This is a genomic window from Sphingomonas sp. S2M10, from assembly GCF_012650175.1.
Classification (GTDB): domain Bacteria; phylum Pseudomonadota; class Alphaproteobacteria; order Sphingomonadales; family Sphingomonadaceae; genus Sphingomonas.
Window position 1 is genome coordinate 17215 of the sequence record NZ_JAAILI010000051.1, and the last position, 19091, is coordinate 36305.

The 19091-nt window shown below is 67.3% G+C and carries 9 protein-coding genes; 5 read left to right on the forward strand and 4 right to left on the reverse strand.

Annotated elements, in window-relative coordinates; genetic code table 11:
• The first annotated feature begins 303 nt into the window (after positions 1–303).
• Positions 304–3993 carry a TonB-dependent receptor gene (locus S2M10_RS12420; RefSeq protein ID WP_168846356.1) on the forward strand — a complete coding sequence of 1230 codons (3690 nt, stop codon included), beginning with the start codon at positions 304–306 and terminating at the stop codon, positions 3991–3993.
• A gap of 13 nt (positions 3994–4006) precedes the next feature.
• On the opposite strand, the gene S2M10_RS12425 is transcribed toward S2M10_RS12420, so the two are convergent.
• The 3 genes from S2M10_RS12425 to S2M10_RS12435 form a co-directional block, all read right to left on the reverse strand.
• Positions 4007–4762 (reverse strand): IclR family transcriptional regulator, encoded by a 756-nt coding sequence (locus tag S2M10_RS12425; protein ID WP_168846357.1) that lies wholly within the window; start codon positions 4760–4762, stop codon positions 4007–4009.
• Positions 4763–4827: 65 nt separating this feature from the next.
• The gene (locus S2M10_RS12430) at positions 4828–5841 is read right to left on the reverse strand and encodes a LacI family DNA-binding transcriptional regulator (RefSeq protein WP_168846358.1); all 1014 of its coding nucleotides are present in this window, start codon (positions 5839–5841) and stop codon (positions 4828–4830) included.
• A gap of 12 nt (positions 5842–5853) precedes the next feature.
• Positions 5854–7071: an MFS transporter gene (locus S2M10_RS12435; RefSeq protein WP_348770593.1), complete on the reverse strand. Its 1218-nt coding sequence runs from the start codon at positions 7069–7071 to the stop codon at positions 5854–5856.
• Positions 7072–7406: 335 nt separating this feature from the next.
• Here S2M10_RS12435 and S2M10_RS12440 point away from each other — a divergent pair, with 335 nt between their 5' ends.
• The 4 genes from S2M10_RS12440 to S2M10_RS12455 all read left to right on the forward strand — a co-directional run bounded on the left by S2M10_RS12440 (position 7407) and on the right by S2M10_RS12455 (position 15232).
• Positions 7407–9638 carry a glycoside hydrolase family 3 C-terminal domain-containing protein gene (locus S2M10_RS12440; RefSeq protein WP_168846359.1) on the forward strand — a complete coding sequence of 744 codons (2232 nt, stop codon included), beginning with the start codon at positions 7407–7409 and terminating at the stop codon, positions 9636–9638.
• Positions 9639–9752: 114 nt separating this feature from the next.
• Positions 9753–12929 (forward strand): TonB-dependent receptor, encoded by a 3177-nt coding sequence (locus S2M10_RS12445; RefSeq protein WP_168846360.1) that lies wholly within the window; start codon positions 9753–9755, stop codon positions 12927–12929.
• A 69-nt stretch (positions 12930–12998) separates the two neighbouring features.
• Complete coding sequence (locus S2M10_RS12450) at positions 12999–13706, forward strand: SapC family protein (protein WP_168846361.1); 708 nt, start codon at positions 12999–13001, stop codon at positions 13704–13706.
• A 35-nt stretch (positions 13707–13741) separates the two neighbouring features.
• A complete protein-coding gene (locus tag S2M10_RS12455; RefSeq protein ID WP_168846362.1) occupies positions 13742–15232 on the forward strand; it encodes a tryptophan halogenase family protein in 1491 nt (496 codons plus the stop codon).
• A 13-nt stretch (positions 15233–15245) separates the two neighbouring features.
• On the opposite strand, the gene S2M10_RS12460 is transcribed toward S2M10_RS12455, so the two are convergent.
• On the reverse strand, positions 15246–18980 hold the full coding sequence (locus S2M10_RS12460) for a LamG domain-containing protein (RefSeq protein ID WP_168846363.1): 3735 nt from the start codon (positions 18978–18980) through the stop codon (positions 15246–15248).
• Positions 18981–19091: the final 111 nt, after the last annotated feature.

Below are 19091 nucleotides of genomic sequence, written 5' to 3' on the forward strand. Positions count from 1 at the left end.
CGTCCGAACGGTACAACGCCGCACGCGTTCCGGCTGCTATACGCGGGTTTAGTCCGGCCGCACGCCTAGTGGCATGGCGCCGAGCCCCGTGTTCCGCCCGGAGTGTCACCATTTTGCAGCAATGATTTGTCGGCGCAGATCGCCGCCTCTTGCGCCCTCCCGCAAAACTGATACTGTTGCATTAAGTGAAGCGTAGATTCACAATGTGGGAATAGCGGGCGAAGAGCCGCATTCCCCGGGGACGGAGGCGGTCAGGGAAGCGCCCGTGCAAGGTGCCGCCGCCCAATTAGGAGAGGGAACGGGATGGACAGGGGACTTCGTGCACGCCGTCATGTCTTCGCGACGGCAAGCTGGGCAGCCTTGGCAACGATGCTGGGCGGCGGCATCGGCACCGCGACGGCGCAGACCAATGCTCCGGCGCAGACCAATGCTCCGGCGCAGACCGATACGCCGGCACAGGCCCAGCCCGCGCCGGACATGAGCAGCCAGCTCACCACCGCGGAGGAAGAGGCGATCCTGGTTGTCGGCTCACGTGCCAGCCAGCAGTCTTCCAACAGCCGCAAGAAGAACGCGCGGACCGCAACGGATTCCATCGTCGCCGACGACATCGGCTCCTTCCCGGATCGCAACGTCAACGAGGCGATCTCGCGCATTCCCGGCGTGGCGCTGGGGCGCAACGAATTTGGGGAAGGCGAGAGCGTCGCGGTGCGCGGTAACGGGCCGGACCTCACCCGCGTCGAGCTGGACGGCATTGGGGTGCAGAGCACCAACGGCCTCGCGATCGGCGCCAACAACGGCCGCAGCGCCGATCTGCGCGAGCTGCCCGCCGAGCTCGTGAAGAGCGTCGACGTCGTCAAGGGCTCGACCGCGGACATGACCGAAGGCGGCCTGGGCGGCACCGTCCAGATCAAGACGCGTACCGGGCTGGATTTCAACAAGCCCTATCTGTCGCTGCGTGCGGGCGTCGGCCAGAACTCGCTGGGCCGCGACTGGACCCCCGATTTCAACGCCGTCTATGGCCGCCGGCTGTTCAACGATCGCGTCGGCATGATCGTGAGCGGCAGCTATTCCAAGCTCCAGAACAACGGCCATGGCTTCGAAACCACGACGAGCAACAACCGCGGCTATTCGCGCCTGTTCGATTTTGACCAGTCGCCCGAGAAGACCTTCGCCTTCAACCCCGCGACGGTGGGCACCGATGCGGCCGACGTGGCCTTCGCCAACAGCACGGCCCCAGGGGGCGGGGCGCTGACGCCGCGCCAGCTGGTCACGCTGTCGGCCGGCGCCAAGTCCAAGGCGGAATGCCTCCAGATCTTCCCGAACAATCCGACGGGGACCGCGGCGCAGCGCGGTCAGCGGATCCTGGAGCAACAGACCTGCCTCAACCAGTGGAACGACTATACGCCGTCGCTGATCCGCAACTTCATGAATACCCAGACCGATCAGCGTTCGGCCTTCGACGCCCGGTTCGACTACCGGGTCACCGACCAGCTGACCGTCTTCGCCAAGGGCACGATCGCCAACCGCAAGGTGCACGACCAGAATCGCAGCCGCACGCCCGTCACGCTGTTCGGCCAGAACATCGTGGGTACCTTCGCGGACAGCACCACCGGCTATCCGCGCACCCGCACCGTGTCGCCCAATGCGCCGGCCGGCTATTATCTGTTCGACGGGCTGAACAACGTGGGCAACAATGCGACGACGGGCAATGTGCTCAACGTCGTGCCGGGCAGCGTGAAGGTCGACAGCGCGCACAACGTCACCGAAATGACGCTGACCAACAACTCGGTCAATATCGACCAGATCGAGAACACGATCGATACCAAGACGAAATATTTCCAGGGTGGCGCCGAGTTCCGCGGCGAACGGGTCGACATCGATGCGATGGCGGGCTTCACCCGTGCCACCACCAGCCGGGGCGACATGCGCACGGCGCGCTCGTACAGCTACGGCACCTCGACGCTCAAGCTGCAGCAGAACGGCCTTTGGGACGTGGAACTGCCAAGCAATTATGACGAGAGCAATCCCGCCAACTACGTCCAGCTCTCCGCGCCGGTGTGCATTGGCGGCGGCACCGCGCCCACCTGCACCGGGCAGACCGCGGTGGCCGCGGGGCCCAACGGACCGGCGACGCCGCTCTACACGGTGGGTCAGATGCCGCTCACCACGCCGAGCTTCAGCGTCCAGTACACGCCTGCGCTCGGCGAGGCTTCCGAGAAGATTGCCAAGTTCGACCTGACCTATCGCACCGAAGGCATCCTGCCGTTCCTCAAGCGGATCAAGGTCGGCGGCCAGTATCGCAAGAACAATCTCGATCGCTGGGGCAATGGCGGCTACACGGTGAAGAGCCAGGTGGGGACCTTCGGCCAGCCCGGCTATCAGGCGGCGGTGGTGGTGCCGGCGGCGATCGTGCGCGGCACCTATCGTGCCTGCCAGCCGACCGCGACCTCCACGCTGTCGTGCAACTATGGCTATGTGCCGAGCACCAACCCGGCGACCGCCCGCTCGGGCGTCGACACGCTGACCCCGCAGGCGCTGCAGGATCTGTTCGCGCGCACGCTGGAGCCAAGCGACAGCGCGTATTTCGGCGATCTGCCCAATCGCGGCAATCTGCCGCCGGCATGGCAGGGTCTGCGCACCGATGAACTGTTCGCGGCGCTGGGCGCGCAGGATTATATGAACTTCGACTGCCTCAAGACCTGTGTCGGCAGCGACGGCAATACCTACGATCAGCCGGTCAGCCGCACGCGCGAGACGATCAAGAACGTCTATGCGATGGCCGATTACGACCAGGACCTGCCCTGGGGGCTGCGCGTGGACGGCAATGTCGGCGTTCGCGGCGTGTTCGCCACCACGCGGGGCTCGGGACTGCTCACGCTGACCTCGATCCGGGTGACCAACCTCTACAACCCGAACGATCCCAACAATGCATCCGGCATCAACAGCATCTCGTTCAGCCAGAACGTGACGCTGGATGCCAAGACGACCGACTGGCTGCCGAGCTTCAACGTCAATCTCTGGGGCTTTCACGACCGGCTGGTCCTGCGCTTCTATGCCGGCAAGACCGTCGCGCGGCCCAACCCGACGCTGATGTTTCCGGGGGGCGCGTGCAGCATCGATCAGCGCGTCGAGCTGGATAGCAATGCCGACGACGTCTATGGCTGCTCGGGCCGCGTGGGCAATCCGGGGCTGAAGCCGTTCACCGCGTGGAACTACAATACCAGCCTCGAATGGTATCCGAACGTCGATACGGTTTTCTCGGTCGCTTATGGCAAGCTGGACGTGCAGATCGGCAGCCCGATCAACATCACCGAAAACCGCCGGCCGTTCGCGGGCACCGATCTCAAGGATCCGGTGACCGGCGCGGCGCTCGCCGATCTCGAATTCGGCGTGCCTACCTATACCAACGGCCCCGGCTACAAGCGCGACATCTGGGAGTTCCAGGCAAAGACCGCCTTCACCTTCCTGCCCTGGTTCCTGAAATATACCGGTGCGGACGTGAACTTCTCGATCCTCGCATCGTCGGTCACCAGCGGCCAGCAGGACCCGCTCACCGGCGACGTGATGCTGCCGCCCAACGAATCCAAATACTATACCAACGCTTCGCTCTGGTACGATGATGGCAAGTTCAACTTCCGCGTCGCCTATCAGAAGCGCAGTTCGCTGTTCACCTGCATCACCCCTTGCGGCGGCAATACCACCGACATCAACTATCCGGGCGAGCAGTGGACCAATGTCCGTCTGGTCGCGCCCGGCTATAATCCCGGTGTGCCGCGCTTCCAGGATGGCACGACCTTCATCGACGCCAAGATGTCGTACAACATCACGCGCAACTTCCAGGTGTATCTGGAAGGCCGCAACATGCGGCGCGCCGCGCAGACGCTGTCGACCGGCGACTATGTGCGGTTCGCCGACGGCACGCCGCGCGTGATGCGGCTATCCTATGGCGGCCGGCGGATCATGGGCGGCGTGCGCGTCCAGTTCGGCCGCTGAGCTGCTTACGGGGTCATCCGGCCGGCGTCGGATGACCCAGCGCGGCGCTGATCTCGGCCGCGGCCGCACGGACTTCTGCGACGATGCCGTCCAGCGCAGCATCGTCGACATATTGCGCCGGGCTGACCACGCTGATCGCGGCGACGATCCGCCCGGCGGCATCGCGGATCGGCGTCGCGACCGCGCGGAGATCGTCGGGTGGAGGGCTGCGGTGCACCACCGCCCCGCGCCCACGATCGGCGGCCAGGTCGGCGAGGAAATGCGGCTGCGGCGCCGGTCGGCGCGCGAGCAGCGCCTCCAGTGCGGCGGGCGGCTCGTCGAGCAGCAGCGCCTTGCCCAGGCTGGTCTCCGGCAGGGGGCGCCTGGTGCCCACCGGCGTCGTCACCACGACCCGCTGCCCGCCGCCGACGCGGTGCAGATGCACCGAATGGTCGCCGTCGCGCTCGCCGAGAAAGGCCGGCATGTTGGTCGTCTCGGCCAGACCGCGCAGGCGATCGCGTGCCAGTTCGACGATGTTGAGCCGTTCCTGCGCGCGGACGCCGAGCTGCATCAGCTTCGGGCCGAGGCGGAGGCTGCCGTCGCGCTCGCCGACCGCGAAGCCGCGGTCGATCAGCGCCAGCGCCAGCCTTCGTGCCGTCGATACGGTTAGCCCGGCGCCGGCCGCCAGCTCGCGCACATTGTGCGGGCGTTCGGCCAGCAGATCCAGCAGGTCCAGCCCGCGTTCGAGCGTCTGTGTGCCGGCGCGGGGCGCGGCCTTGTCGTCGGTCATCGGGTTCCCATCGGTGCGCTCAACCGCCAAAGGACTAGGGGGGCGGGCGCACCGGGTAAAGTGGCTTACCGGGCCGGACCGGTGCTGTCGCGCAGCGTCAGCCGATGCGGTAGCCGGCGCAGCGGCATGCCACGCCCGCTCGTGCTGATGCCCTGGGTGAGCAGCTCCACCGCTGCTGCCGCCATGTCGACATGCGGCTGGTGGACGGTGCTGAGCGGCGGCCATGCCATGCGGGCAATGGCAGCATCGTCGAACCCGGCGATCGAGAGCTGATCGGGCACCGCGATGCCGGCGCGCATCGCCGCCACCAATACACCCAATGCCATTTCGTCGTTGGCGGCGAAGATCGCGGTGGGGCGGTCGGCGCCGGTCAGCAGCCGTTCGCCGGCGGCGAGGCCCGCGCGGAAGGTGAAATCCCCCGGCAGCGTGCGATCGGGGCGTATCGGCAGTCCCGCTGCCGCCATCGCCGCTTCGAACCCCTCCTGCCGGCGCGCCGCCGCATGGTGTTCGGGGTCGCCCTGGATGAAGCCGATGTCGCGGTGGCCTAGCGCGATCAGCGCCTCGGTCAGCTCGCGGGCGGCGCCCGCCTCGTCCATCTCCACCGCCGCGGTGCGATCGCGAAAATCGCCGGGCGAGATGCGCACCACCGCCACGCCCATGCGTGCGAACAGATCAAGCAGCTCGGGCCAGTCGCACAGCGGCGGGGTCAAGATCGCGCCGCCCAGCCGCATCGCGCGCAGGGACGCTTCACACTGCGCCAACCAGTCGGGCTGGTCGCGCGTCACCTGCTCGACGACGAGGTGGTAGCCCAGCGCCCGGCAGCGGGTCAGCGCGCCGCGCTGCAGATCGGCGGCATAGGTGGAGGCGGGATCGTCGAAATACAGGCCGAGCAGGAAGGAGCGCGCGCTCGAAAGTTCGCGCGCGAAGGCATTGGGCCGATAGCCGAGATCGTCGACCACCTTCTGCACCGCCGAGCGTACCTCGGGCCGGACATAGGCTTCGCCGTTGATCACCCGCGACACCGTCTTGGGGGAAACCCCGGCATGCCGGGCAACGTCCTTGAGGGTAAGCGGCTTCATGCGCGCGCAGTCTTATCGCGTTGCGCGCGATAGCGCTATCATCAACGCGAAGCCGGCGATCCCCAGATAGCACAGCAGCGGCAGCACCAGCGCGGCGGGCAGGCCGATCCGATCGGCCAGTGCGGCGGTGCCGAGCGGCACGATCGCGCCGCCCACCACCGCCATGCACAGGATCATCGAGGCATAGGGCGCAAGGCCGCGATCCTCGGGCAGCGCCAGCGCGAAGATGGTGGGGTACATGATCGCGTTGCACAGCCCCACCGCGATCAGCGCGGCAGCGCCCGCCATGCCGTGCAGCTGGCTCGCCGCACCGACGAGCAGCACTGCGCCCAGCGCCACGCCGGCCAGCAGCCGCGCCGGCGCGATCCGCGTCAGCCCCGCCGCGCCGGCGAACCGCCCGAGCATCGCCCCGCCCCAATAAAGGCTCACCAGCCGGCCCGCGGTCGCCGGATCGGCGGCGAGGATGGCGGGAAGCGCAAGGTAATTGGCGAGCAGGCTGCCGATCGTCACCTCCGCGCCGACATAGCCGAACATGGCGAGGCTGCCCCAGGCGAGCCGGCGGTCGCGCAGCACCCGGCCGAGCTGGGCCAGCGGCAGTCGCCGAGGTGCCGGGTGCGCCGCCAGCAGATCGCGCGCGCGCCAGAAAACCAGCGCCAGGCAGGCCAGCACCGCCGCGCAGGCGAGGAAGGGCAGCGCGAGCGGCAGGCGTTCCAGCCTGCCGAGCTGGAGCAGGAAACCGGCGCCGGCGAGCGGCGCCAGCACGGTGCCGATCGCATTGAAGCCTTGCAGAAGCGTCAGCCGCGCCGCGCCGCCACCTTCGGTTGCGACCAGCGGCTGCACGACATTGGCGGCGATCTGCAGGAAGGTGATGCCCGTCGACAGACAGAGCAGCGCCAGCAACAGCAGCGGATAGCTGCCGATCCAGGCGGCCCCGCCCAAGGCCAGGCACGCCAATGTCATCACGCCCAGCCCGGCGGCGATCGCGCGCATATAGCCTGTGCGCACCAGCAGCGTCGTGATCGGCAGCGCGAACAGCAGATAGCTGGAATGGAAGGCGAACTGCACCAGCGCCGCCCGGGTATAGTCGAACCGGTCGATCAGCGTCAGCCGCGGTACCAGCAGACCCACCAGTGCGGTGACGAATCCCCCCATGAAAAAGATGCCGATCGAGCGGCGGAACAGCTGCGCGACCATGTTCGACGACAGGGCGGGGGAGGGGGGAGACTGCACGCGCGCAGCTTAGCGCGCATGCGCGAGGTGGCAATGCAGCCGCGCGTTTGTGCTTGACATCGATGTCAGATCGCATCAGACATCGCTGTCAGAAAACAAGCCCGCAAAAATGCGGAGCAAGCAGGGGGAGAGGACATGCCGGGCATTGCTGCCGTTCGCTGCGCAACCGCGCCGACGCCTCTTTTTCCTGACGATCGCTTTCCGGTTCCGGCCCCCTCCTCAAGGGCGGATTACCTGCGGCCGTCGCCTTCCCCGATGGGCGGCGGCCGCATTTTTCGGAACGACTCCAGGGGCGCCATCGCGCCCGTCTCCCAGCAACAGGAATCCCCGCGCCGATGAACGCCGCCCGTGCCCTTGCCCTTGTTCTCCTCGCCGGAACCGCGCCCGCGGTCGTCTGCGCCCAGACGGCGGCGCCCGTCTGGCAGGACACGCGCCTGGCGCCCGAAGCACGTGCCGACGCGCTGGTCCGCGCGATGACGCATGCCGAGAAGCTGCAGCTTGTCCACGGCCTGTTCCCGCCACGTGCAAACCCTGCGCCGGCGGACATGATTCCGTCGGCGGGCTATGTGCCCGGCATTCCGCGGCTCGGCATTCCGACGCTGCGGGAGAGCGATGCCAGCCTCGGCGTCGCCAATCAGGTGGAGCAGCGCAAGGGCGACGTAGCGACCGCGTTGCCCTCCGGCCTCGCCACCGCCGCGACCTTTGACCTGGACATGGCCCGCGCGGGCGGCGCCATGATCGGTGCCGAAGCGCGTGCCAAGACCTTCAACGTGCTGCTCGCCGGCGGCGTTAACCTTACCCGCGATGCGTGGAACGGCCGCAACTTCGAATATCTCGGCGAGGACCCGCTGCTCGCGGGCTATATGGCGGGCGCGGCGATCGACGGCGTCCAGTCGAACCACATCGTCTCGACCGTGAAGCATTTCATCCTCAACAGCCAGGAGACCGGGCGCACCGCGCTGAATGCGCGGATCGACGAGACGGCGCTGCGCGAGAGCGACCTGCTCGCCTTCGAACTGGCGCTCCGCACCGGCAAGCCCGGCTCGGTGATGTGCGCCTATAACCGTATCGAAGGCGATTATGCCTGCGAAAGCCACCGCATGCTGACCGGGGTGCTGCGCGGCGACTGGCGCTACACCGGCTGGGTGATGAGCGATTGGGGCGCCGTCCACTCGACGGTCAAGGCGGCGGCGGCCGGCCTGGACCAGGAATCGGGCCAGGAACTTGATCGCGAGATCTATTTCGCGCCCGAAAAGCTCGACGCCGCAATCCAGACCGGCAAGCTTTCCGAAGCGCGGCTGGACGAGATGGTGAAGCGCATCCTCACCGGCGTCATCGGCAGCGGGCTCTACGATCATCCGACGCCGACCACCGCGCAGCCGATCGACTATGCCGCGCACGCACAGGTGGCGCAGCGGGTGGCGGAGGCGGGCATGGTGCTGCTCCGCAACGAGCAGGACGTGCTGCCGCTGGCGAAGACGGCCCGCAAGATCGTGCTGATCGGCGGCCATGCCGATGTCGGCGTCCTGTCGGGCGGCGGCTCCAGCCAGGTCCGCTCGGTCGGCGGCGCACCCGTCGAGATCCCGCTGACCAGCGGTGCGGCTGCCTCGTTCGCACGCGTCACCTGGCATGCGTCCTCGCCGCTCGCGGCGATCCGCGCCAAGGCGCCGCAAGCCGAGCTGTCCTATGTCGACGGGCGCGATCCCGCTGCCGCAGCGGCGGCCGCCCGCAGCGCCGACATCGTGGTGGTGTTCGCCACGCAATGGACAACCGAGGCACAGGATGTGGAGACGCTGGCACTGCCCGACCAGCAGGACGCGCTGATCGCCGCGGTCGCCAAGGCCAATCCGAAGACCGTGGTTGTGCTGGAAACGGGCGGTCCGGTGCTGATGCCGTGGCTGACGCAGGTGCCTGCGGTGTTGCAGGCCTGGTATCCAGGCCAGCGCGGCGGCGAGGCGATCGCGGACATCCTGTTCGGCGATGTCAATCCGTCCGGTCGGCTGCCGATCAGCTTCCCGAAGAGCGCCGACCAGCTGCCGCGTCCCAAGCCGGTGGTCCCCGCCGGGCTCAATTCCGATGCGGCGAGCGATGCCGGTGCCGGCGACGGCAGCACGCTGCCGAGCTGGGACGTGACGTACCAGGAAGGCGCGGAGGTCGGCTATCGCTGGTACGCCGCGAAGAACATCAAGCCGCTGTTCCCGTTCGGCTACGGCCTCAGCTACACAAGCTTCGCGTTCGACGGCGCGCGCTTTACGGGTGGCGCCGCGCCGACGGTGACCTTCACCGTCCGCAATACCGGCAAGCGCGCCGGTGCGGTTGTGCCGCAGCTCTACGTCACCGGCCCCGACAAGGGGACGCCGCGCCTCGCCGGCTGGAAGCGCCAGTGGCTGAAGCCGGGCGAGTCCGTGCAGCTGACGCTGGCCGCCGATCGCCATGCGCTGGCCAGATGGCAAGGCGGCCGCTGGAAGATTCCCGCGGGGCGCTACGCCCTTGCGCTCGGAACGGATTCGGCAAGCGCTGCCACGATGCAGGCCGTCGACATTCCCGCAGGAGAAATTTCCAATTGAAAACAAGAGGAAAGGAGTGAATGCAGCGTAAAAGCTAGACAACGTTGTCGCCGGCGATGGCCGGTATGCAGCGCATAAAATGGCCCAAGGGCCGGTTCAGGAGGGGAGAAACCCATGCGTATTCGTTCGTCATCGCGCGTCCGCGCGGTATCCATGCTCGCCGTCGCGACGGCACTCGCCATGCCCGGCATCGCCGCGGCGCAGACCAGCACCGCAACCGACTCGCCCGCCGCGCAGGATGCGCCGCAGGACAGCGGCGAGATCGTCGTTACCGGCATCCGCGCATCGCTTGAACGCTCGATCGCGATCAAGCGAGACTCCAACGGCATCGTGGATGCCATCTCGGCCGAGGATATCGGCAAGTTCGCCAACACCAACCTTGCGGAATCGCTGCAGCGCATCACCGGCGTGTCGATCGACCGCGTCAACGGCGAAGGCTCGACCGTCACCGTCCGCGGCTTCGGCGCGCAGTACAATATGGTGACGCTGAACGGCCGCCAGCTCGCCGCCTCGAACATCGTCGCGGTCGGCGGCGACCAGGGCGGTGACGGCGCCGGCGGCTTCGGTCGTTCGTTCGACTTCGCCAACCTCGCCTCGGAAGGCGTCAAGACGCTGGAGGTCTACAAGACCGGCCGCGCCGCGATCCCCTCGGGCGGCATCGGCGCCACCATCAACATCGTCGGGGTGCGTCCGCTCGATCGTCCCGCCGGCTTCTCGGGCTCGGTGGGTGCGAAGGCGAGCTACGACACCTCGGCCGACGACTGCATCAGCTGCGGCAACCATGTGACCCCGGAATTCTCGGGCGTGGCGAGCTGGAGCGACCAGGAACAGCGCTTCGGCGTCACCCTGTTCGGCAGCTATCAGAAGCGCAACTTCAGCTTCCCGAGCCAGGCGAACAACTATTGGAACATGCCCCGCCTGTCGGACTTCCTGGATCCGTCGAAGGGCTACATCACCGCCAACACCAAGATCAACAACCGCCCGACCGACCCGAACACGCTGGTCGCGGTTCCCGACGACTTCCGTCATCACTTCTCGGAAGCAAGCCGCGAGCGCATCAACGGCCAGGCCGTGGTGCAGTATCGCCCGTCGGACAGCATGACGTTCACGGTCGACGGCCTGTTCGCGCAGCTGCGTTCGTCCGAGCGCCGTTCGTCCCAGTCCAACTGGTTCTCCAAGCCGTTCGATGAAGTCACTTTCGACGATTCGAGCAACGGTATCGCCACGACCAAATATCTCCACGAGACGCTCAACGGCGTGAAGGACGAGGGCTTCGAGAACGCCTATCGCGCGCAGAAGAACCGGCTGTGGGACGTCGGCGGAAACCTGAAGTGGGAACTGGCAGACAATTTCACGCTGAACTTCGACGGCCATATCGGCAAGGCGGAGAGCCTGCCCGACAATCCCAACGGCCAGACTTCGACCACGGTGGCGTTCAACGGCAACATCGTCACGTCGCACGGCCTGAACTGGGACGATGACGGCTTCCCGACCCAGACGCTGACGATCAACGACTGCTTCTCGCAGACCACGCCGACGGGGACGCCGTTCAAGAACGGCAACTGCAACGGCGTGTTCGACGCGGGCGATCTGTCCGCCGCGGTGCAGCGCCAGTTCGCCTCCACCCAGTCGCAGAAGATCAAGGAAGGCCGCATCGACGCGGGCTGGGATCTCGGCGGCGGCAGCCGCTTCGATTTCGGCGGCGACTATCGCACCACCGACACCCGACAGACCCAGTACAACACCCGCCAGGTGCTGGGCGACTGGAACAATGCGCTGCCGCCCGACGTCGCCGCCTTCGCGCCGGGCACGGTGCAGCAATATTGCCTGGTCTGCCAGTTCCACCGCAACAATGCGACCGCCGACGCGGTGGGCAAGGTCGCCTGGCGTGCCGAAGACGCGACCAAGCTCTACAACGCGCTCTACAACCACTATATCGGCATCACCAACGACGGTATCGACCATCAGAACTTCATCGACGCGAACAACGACAACCGCGTCAAGGAAGACATCTGGGCAGCCTATGGCCAGCTGACCTGGAAGGGTGAAGTGGGCGGCCGCGCGGCAACCCTCGTTGCCGGTATCCGCTACGAGCATACCAAGGTGAAGGCCACGTCGCTGCAGACCGTGCCGCTCGCCGTGGTGTGGCAGGCCGACAACGACTTCACCGTGCTCAACTCGGCGGATCGTCAGGCCGTGTCGGGCAGCGGCAGCTACGACAATCTGCTGCCGCAGATCGACTTCCAGGTCGAAGTCGCCAAGAACCTGATCGGCCGCGTTTCGTACAGCAAGACGATCTCGCGTGCGCCGTTCGGCAATCTGTTCGCATCGACCGGCGCGGGTGCGCTCAACAACCCGACGTCGCTGGGCGGGGTTGCCACCGGCAACCAGAACAACCCGGCGCTCAAGCCGCTGGACTCGGATAACTTCGACGTATCGTTCGAATGGTATCCGCGCCGCGACGTGTACCTGTCGGTCGGCTTCTTCGACAAGCGGGTGCACAACTTCATCGGCAACTCGGTGGTGCAGCGCAACCTGTTCGGCCTGCGCGACCCAACCGCGGGTCCGCTGGCGCAGTCGGCCCGCAACATCGTGACCGGCCTGGGCGGCGACATCAGCAACGTGAACCTGTTCACCAGCACCGCCGTCCTGCAGAAATATAACGGCAACGTGGCCCAGGCGACCGCCGAGCTGCAGGCCAACTACGTGCCGACGACGCGGACCTTCGGTTCGACCTATATCAGCAACACGCTCGCCGCGATCGACGTGATGCCGACCTCGGCCGACCCGCTGCTCAACTTCGCGGTGAACACGCCGATCAACAACAAGGACGCCGAGATCTACGGCGTCGAAATCGCCGGCCAGTATTTCCTCGGCAATACCGGCCTCGGCATCGCCGCCAGCTACACGCTGGTGCGCGGCAATGTCGGCTTCAACATCACCGCCGATCCGAATGCCGACCAGTTCGCGCTGGTGGGTCTGAGCGATACCGCCAACGCCACGCTGATCTATGACAAGCACGGCATTTCCGCCCGCCTGTCGTACAACTGGCGCGGCAAGTTCCTCGCCGAGACCAATCGCGGCGCGGCGCGCAATCCGGCGTTCAACGATCCGTATGGCCAGGTCGATCTCAGCATCAACTATGACCTGACCAGGAACATCGCGCTCAGCTTCGAAGGCATCAACCTCCTCGAGGAAGGTGTCCGCAGCTACAGCCGCGACTATATCAACACCTGGTACGAGTCCGAGGGCTCGGCCCGGTATCTGGTTGGCGCGCGCTTCCGCTTCTGAAGCCCGCCTGTACACTAGGGAAAGGCCGCTCGCCTCGGGCGGCCTTTCTCGTTTAAGGTTCCGCCTGTCATGCCCCGCGCCCTGCTCAACAATATCGACCATGCCGATCTGCGGATCCGGCTCGACCGTGGCGCCGCGTTCGGCGACGCGGTCAATCAGATGACCGTCTTTCCCACCGAGTTTGAGGCGCTCCAGCGCGACTATGTGCTGATCTTCCGTCGCGACGAAGACGGACACTGGCGCTCGACCGTGCTGCTCGGCCTCGACGCCGACGAGAATCTCTATCTGGACGGCGATCGCTGGGATGCCGACCAGATCCCCGCGCTGATGGAGATCGGCCCCTTCTCGATCGGTCTGCCGCGCCCCGGCGAAGCGGGCGAACCGATGATCCATATCGACACCGATCATCCGCGGGTCTCCACCGGCGAGGGCGCACCGCTGTTCCTCGACCAGGGCGGCAACGCGCCCTATCTGGAGCGGATCGCGGCCACGCTGCAGGCGGTCTATATCGGCGACCAGCTCTCGGCCCCGATGTTCGCCGCCTTCGAGGCGGCCGGGCTGCTCGAGCCGGTCACCTTCGACATCGAGCTGACCAGCGGCCGGCGCTACAAGGTGCCCGATTGCTGGGTGGTCGACGGGGGTCGCTTCGCAGCGCTGGGCGCCGAGGCACTGGCGGCGCTGCACGCGCAAGACTTTCTGCGCTGCGCGGTGTGGCAGCTCTCGTCGCTCGGAAATCTGCCGCGCCTGATCGCGCGCAAGGAACGCCGTGAAGGCTGAGGACTGAACAGGTCAGATTCAGGAGGGGACAGGCGATGGACGCGCAGAAGTTTCGGGTGGTGATCGCCGGCGGCGGTACGGCAGGCTGGGTGGCCGCGGCGGCGCTGGTACGGCATCTGGGACCGAACCTCGACATCACTCTCGTGGAATCCGATGCGATCGGCACGGTCGGCGTCGGGGAATCGACAATTCCCACGGCCTGGACGTTCCACAAGCTGCTCGGCATCAACGAGCAGGTCTTCCTCCGCGAAACCAACGCCACCTTCAAGCTCGGCATATCGTTCGAGAACTGGCTGCGCGAGGGCGAGCGATATTTCCATCCTTTCGGCTCGGTCGGACGCGCGCTGCCCTTGTGCGATTTCCAGCATTTCTGGCTGGAGGCGCAGCGGCGCGGCTTCGGCGGCGCGCTCGGCGACTATTCGCTGGAGACCCAGGCGGCGCTGTCGGAGAAATTCGCCACCGGCGATCCGATGCCGCTGGCCTATGCCTATCACCTTGATGCGACCGCCTATGCCGCCTTCCTGCGCGGCCTTGCCGAGCCGGCGGGCGTGCGCCGGGTCGAGGGGCGGATCACGCAGGTGGAGCAGGCGGCCGATGGCGACATCGCCGCGCTGATGCTGGAAGACGGGCTGCGCGTCGAAGGCGATCTGTTCATCGACTGCACCGGCTTCCGCGCGCTGCTGATCGAGAAGACACTGAAGACCGGCTTCGACGACTGGAGCCACTGGCTGCCGACCGATCGTGCCTTCGCCGTCCAGTCCGAGACGACCGAGGCGCCGGTGCCCTATACTCGCGCGATCGCGCACGGTGCCGGCTGGCGGTGGCGGATTCCGCTGCAGCACCGGATGGGCAACGGCTTCGTCTATGCGAGCGCCTATCTGTCCGACGAGGACGCCAAGGCGCAGCTGCTGGCGGCGGTGCCGTGGCGCGCGCTGTTCGATCCGCGGCTGATCCGCTTCACCACAGGCATGCGCAAAAAGGCGTGGAGCCGCAACTGCGTGGCGCTGGGGCTAGCAAGCGGGTTCATCGAGCCGCTCGAATCCACGAGCATTCATCTGGTGATGATCGCGGTCACGCGGCTGCTGCAGAACTTCCCCTTCCGCCGCGACATGGCAGCGCTATCCGAGCGCTTCAACGCCCAGTCGCGGGCGGAGTCGGAGCATATCCGCGACTTCATCATCCTCCACTACAAGTGCAACGACCGCCCCGAACCCTTCTGGCGCGACCATGCCGCGCGGGCGGTACCGGAGAGCCTGGCGGCCCGGATCGCCCTGTTCGAGGAAAGTGCCTCGGCCTATCAGGAAGGCACCGACCTGTTCCGCGTCGACAGCTGGAACGCGGTGATGCTGGGCCAGGGCGTGCGCCCGCGCCATCACCACCCCATGCCGGCGCAGATCCCCGACGCGGACCTGGAGCGCGCGCTCGGCGACCTGCGCGCGGGGATCGCCGCACAGCTCGCCAAGCTCCCGGGCCACGCGGCATTCATCGCGCGCTACGCCGCCGCGCGGGTGCCGGCCGCCGCATAACCGCGCCGTATGACTACCGCGGGGCCAGCCGCACGCGGTTGTTGTGCAGCGTCACCTCTGCCGCATCGCCGGGCAGCGCCACTTGGACCTCGGTGGGCGCGGCGCTGCCGGCCAGCCGCATCCGCACCTTCGCCGTGCGTGGCCGAAGGTTGTCTGGTGCCGCAAGCGCGGGAATGGTCGCCCGTCCCAGTTCGCCCTGTGCGCCGGACACGATCACCGTGCCGCCGGGCGTGGCGACATGGCCGAGGCCGTGGACCGTGACCGTCACTGTCCGCCTCTGCACGGCCACATCGTCGCGGCCGATGCCGAGGTCGGGGCGCATCTCCACCGGATCGCCGGCCTGGTCCAGCGCGAACACCCATTTGCCCGCCCCGACAGGGAAGCGCAGCGCCACGTCGCTCGATCGGCCGAGCTGGAGCGTTCGCACCGCGCCGTCCGGCCCGCGCATCGTCCAGCGGCCGGCGGTGACGTTCCAGGTGGTCATCGTCGCGTCCTGCGGTACCGGGCTGGTGTTGAACGCCTCGACGGTGAAGCCGGTGGGCGTGGCGCCGGGCACCAGCAGCGCCACCTGCTCGGCCGCCCCGTCGTCGGCGAAGCGCCAGCTCACTGCATTGCCGGGATAGGTCTGGTTGCGGCGGAGCGCGATTCCGCCCAGCCGCTCGCGTTGGAGCCATTGGTTCTCGCTCTCGACCCGGTCGCTCCACCAATGCCCCTCGGTCATCATGTAGAGACGCGCCGTCTTCTCGCGGATCGCGGCTTCGTGCAGCGCGGCCAGCGGAGCGGGATCGCCGTTTCGGGTCCAGGCGGCAATGCGCGCGGCGTCGCTATCGCCCTTGGGCGTGACCAGCGCCCGCGTCTCGGGAAGCAGCGCGCCATTCTCGTTGATCTCGCCGACCGAGCCGGGACGGGCCTGGAGCGGCCGGAGATATTTGGCGTCGCCGGTGAAGCGCCAGGCGGACCAGGTGGTCTGGAGCGGGGTGCTCACCCCGCCGCCGTCCCCGGCACGGGTGGCATCGGTGCGCCAGTTGATCTCGTTGGGGAAGCTCCAGCGGCCATCCGCATCCTGCTTGCCATGGGCCAGCCAGCCATCAGCCAGGCCGGTCACCAGCCCGCGCGCCTGGGGGCCTGCGTTGAATACCCCGAGCAGGATCGGCGCGTGCATCACGACATAGCTATAGGGTTTTTGCCACTCGAACGCGCCCTCGCGGTACATCCGCCTCGCGCCATACCAGTTGCTGGCGAAGTGGAGATGCCCGGCGGGGTTGGGCAGGATCACCGTGCTGAGCGCCCGGGTGGTGGCGAACAGCCGCTCGACCGTCTTGGGCTCGCCCCAGTTGAGGTAGAGCCGTGCGGCATCGGCGTTCAGCCCCTCCTCATAGGCATGTAGTTCGTCGGTGGTGATATAGCCGAGGCCATCGACGATCATGCCGTTGCGATAGGCGGCATCGTCGAGCGCGCGGAGCGAGGCGTTGACCTTGTCCGGGATCACGCCCATCAGCGCCAGGCCCGGCCATTGCTGCAGCAGGTCGGAATCGTCACTGATCCCGCCGCCGAAATCGCCATAGGGCACCTGGCGGTTGTCGATCCACCATTCGACGAAGCGGCGGGTGAGCGACAGATCCTGCAGCTGCCGCGCCGCCCAGGCCGGAACGCCCGCGGGGATTGGCGGCAATGCCTCGACCGGCATGTTTTCCGGGCGATAGTCGATATCCGCCCAATAGGCGCGCATCTCCCGATTCTCGGGATCGACGCGGAGCAGGTCGCTCGCATCGGTGCGGACCCGGCGGTAGAGCGCGGCGCGTTCAGAGGACGTGTGCTCCTCTACCAGAAAGCCCCAATTGTCCTTCACCTGATCGAAGCGATCGGCGACGTGCTCCTTCAGAGCGTCTGCGCGCGGCTTGAAGACCAGGCGGATTTCGGCGCCGTCGAGGGACTGTGCATCGAAATCGGGCGCGGCCGAGGCGATGGTCAGGAACAGGCTGTCGTCGCTCAAGATCCTGTCGCGCAGGTCGAGCCACAGCGTGCGCGCCTCGCCAGGGCGGACCGACACCGACAGGTCGAGCATGTCGCGCTGCGGCCAGATCGGGTCGTGCACGCGGATGTTGAGCGGGATCAGCCCGTCCGCATTCGGTTTCGCCTTGAGCACGGGCAGGTCGATTGCGATGCCGTCCAGCCCGTCATGCAGATTGCGCCATCCATAGTTGAACGCGCGGGCGAGCGGCTGGTCCGCATGCGCCTCGTTGAGGTTGGACGGGATGAGGATGTGGACGATCGGCTTGGGATCGGCGGGTCGCACCGCCGCGCCGCTGTCGCCGGCCGCCCCGGCACCGACCGCGGCGCGAACCCCGGACTTGGGCAGGGCCAGCACCGTGCTCCGCTCGTCCGGGGCGAAGCGGCCGGCGATATAGGCGTTGAGGCCGTCCAGCGCGGCCAGGTTCGCCGCAGTCTTGGCGTTGACCCGGTAGCTGAGCTTGAAGCTGCCCTCGGGCTCGGGCGCGCCGTCTATCTGATAGGCCCATATCTCCTGGATCGGCTGTTCCTGCATCAGGTTGGTGAAGCGCAGCACGCCGCTCTGCTGCTCGGGAAGGGCATGGACCGAGCGGACCACGCCCCTGGCCCGATCCGCGAGCCTGGTGAATGATCGCCCGTCCTTGGCCCAGGCGAGGTCGCCATAGGCGGCGCCGCGAATCTCCACCCGGTTGAACGTCTCGCCCGCCGGTACGGTGAGCGCATAGGCCTTGCCGCCCTCGACATAGGTGTTCCAGTCGGGCAGCTCGAAATAATCGTCGCGCCCTGGCAGGCGCGAGCGGTTGTAGACGCCGGGCCAGGTCGTCTCGGCGATGCCGTCCACGCCCTTCCACATCCATTGCTTCTGGTCGCGCGCATCGGCGAACTCGATCTTGCGGACCCGCGTCACCTTGCTCGCGAGAACCGGCGGCGGGCCCTTGTCCCAGCCGTAGCGATGCAGCCAGGCGGTGCGCTCGGCGGCGGCATCGCGGGGCGGCGGGGGGCCGGGCAGGCGGCGGTCGGCGAGCGCGGCGACATCGGCTGCGTCGAGCATGTGGTCATAGATGCGGATCTCGTCGAGATCGCTGCCGCGCATGAAGTTGTAACGGCTCTGCACCTGGTGCGGGCTGATGACGCGCCCGGCCATGCCGAACTGGTCGAGCCCGGAGTCCAGGTCGGCGACCTGGTTGCGCCGCGCAACTTCGCGTCCGTTGCGGAACAGGCGCACGCCCTGCGTCTCGTCCCAGGCGAAGGCGAGGTGCTGCCATTCCTCAGGCGCCGGCACCTGGTCCAGGCGGAACGACACGCGGATCCGTGACAGGTTGGCGTCGGTCACGAAGGCGTCGAAGCCATGGCCGTTCCAGTCGATCCGCAGGAACGCCATGTCCCAGCTCGAATGGTCGGCGAAACCGGCGCGGAAGATCACGAAGGGCGCTTCACCCGGCGGCGTCCGGGCGCGCCAGAAAAAAGCGAGGGTGCCGCGCGCGGCGCGCATGTTGCCCGGCGCGTTCCAGGCGACATAGCCTTCGTCCGCCCAGCGCGCGGCGCCGCCCATGGCACCGTCCGGCGTGAGGGTGACGGCGGATCGGAAATTGGGCACGGGATCGCCCTGAGCGACATCGGCGGTCAGGCTGCTGTCGGCGGAAAGATGGAAGAGCAGGCCGTCATCCGTCGGCGCGGGCTGCGCGATCGCGGGGACGGCAACGAGAAGCGCCCAAGCCGAGATGCCCCAATGCCGCATGCGATCCTCCCGAGCGTCCTGTCCTCGGGTCGCATGCGATTCATCGTCCCATGCGTGCCCTCCGTGACACCGGTAGCAATTCAGGACCGTGCTGCCAATGGTGTACCGGAA

Coding starts and splice junctions, on each gene's coding strand:
- S2M10_RS12420 (WP_168846356.1), top strand. CDS start 304: ATGGACAGGGGACTTCGTGCACGCCGTCATGTCTTCGCGACGGCAAGC.
- S2M10_RS12460 (WP_168846363.1), bottom strand. CDS start 18,980: ATGCGGCATTGGGGCATCTCGGCTTGGGCGCTTCTCGTTGCCGTCCCC.
- S2M10_RS12430 (WP_168846358.1), bottom strand. CDS start 5,841: ATGAAGCCGCTTACCCTCAAGGACGTTGCCCGGCATGCCGGGGTTTCC.
- S2M10_RS12450 (WP_168846361.1), top strand. CDS start 12,999: ATGCCCCGCGCCCTGCTCAACAATATCGACCATGCCGATCTGCGGATC.
- S2M10_RS12455 (WP_168846362.1), top strand. CDS start 13,742: ATGGACGCGCAGAAGTTTCGGGTGGTGATCGCCGGCGGCGGTACGGCA.
- S2M10_RS12445 (WP_168846360.1), top strand. CDS start 9,753: ATGCGTATTCGTTCGTCATCGCGCGTCCGCGCGGTATCCATGCTCGCC.
- S2M10_RS12440 (WP_168846359.1), top strand. CDS start 7,407: ATGAACGCCGCCCGTGCCCTTGCCCTTGTTCTCCTCGCCGGAACCGCG.
- S2M10_RS12425 (WP_168846357.1), bottom strand. CDS start 4,762: ATGACCGACGACAAGGCCGCGCCCCGCGCCGGCACACAGACGCTCGAA.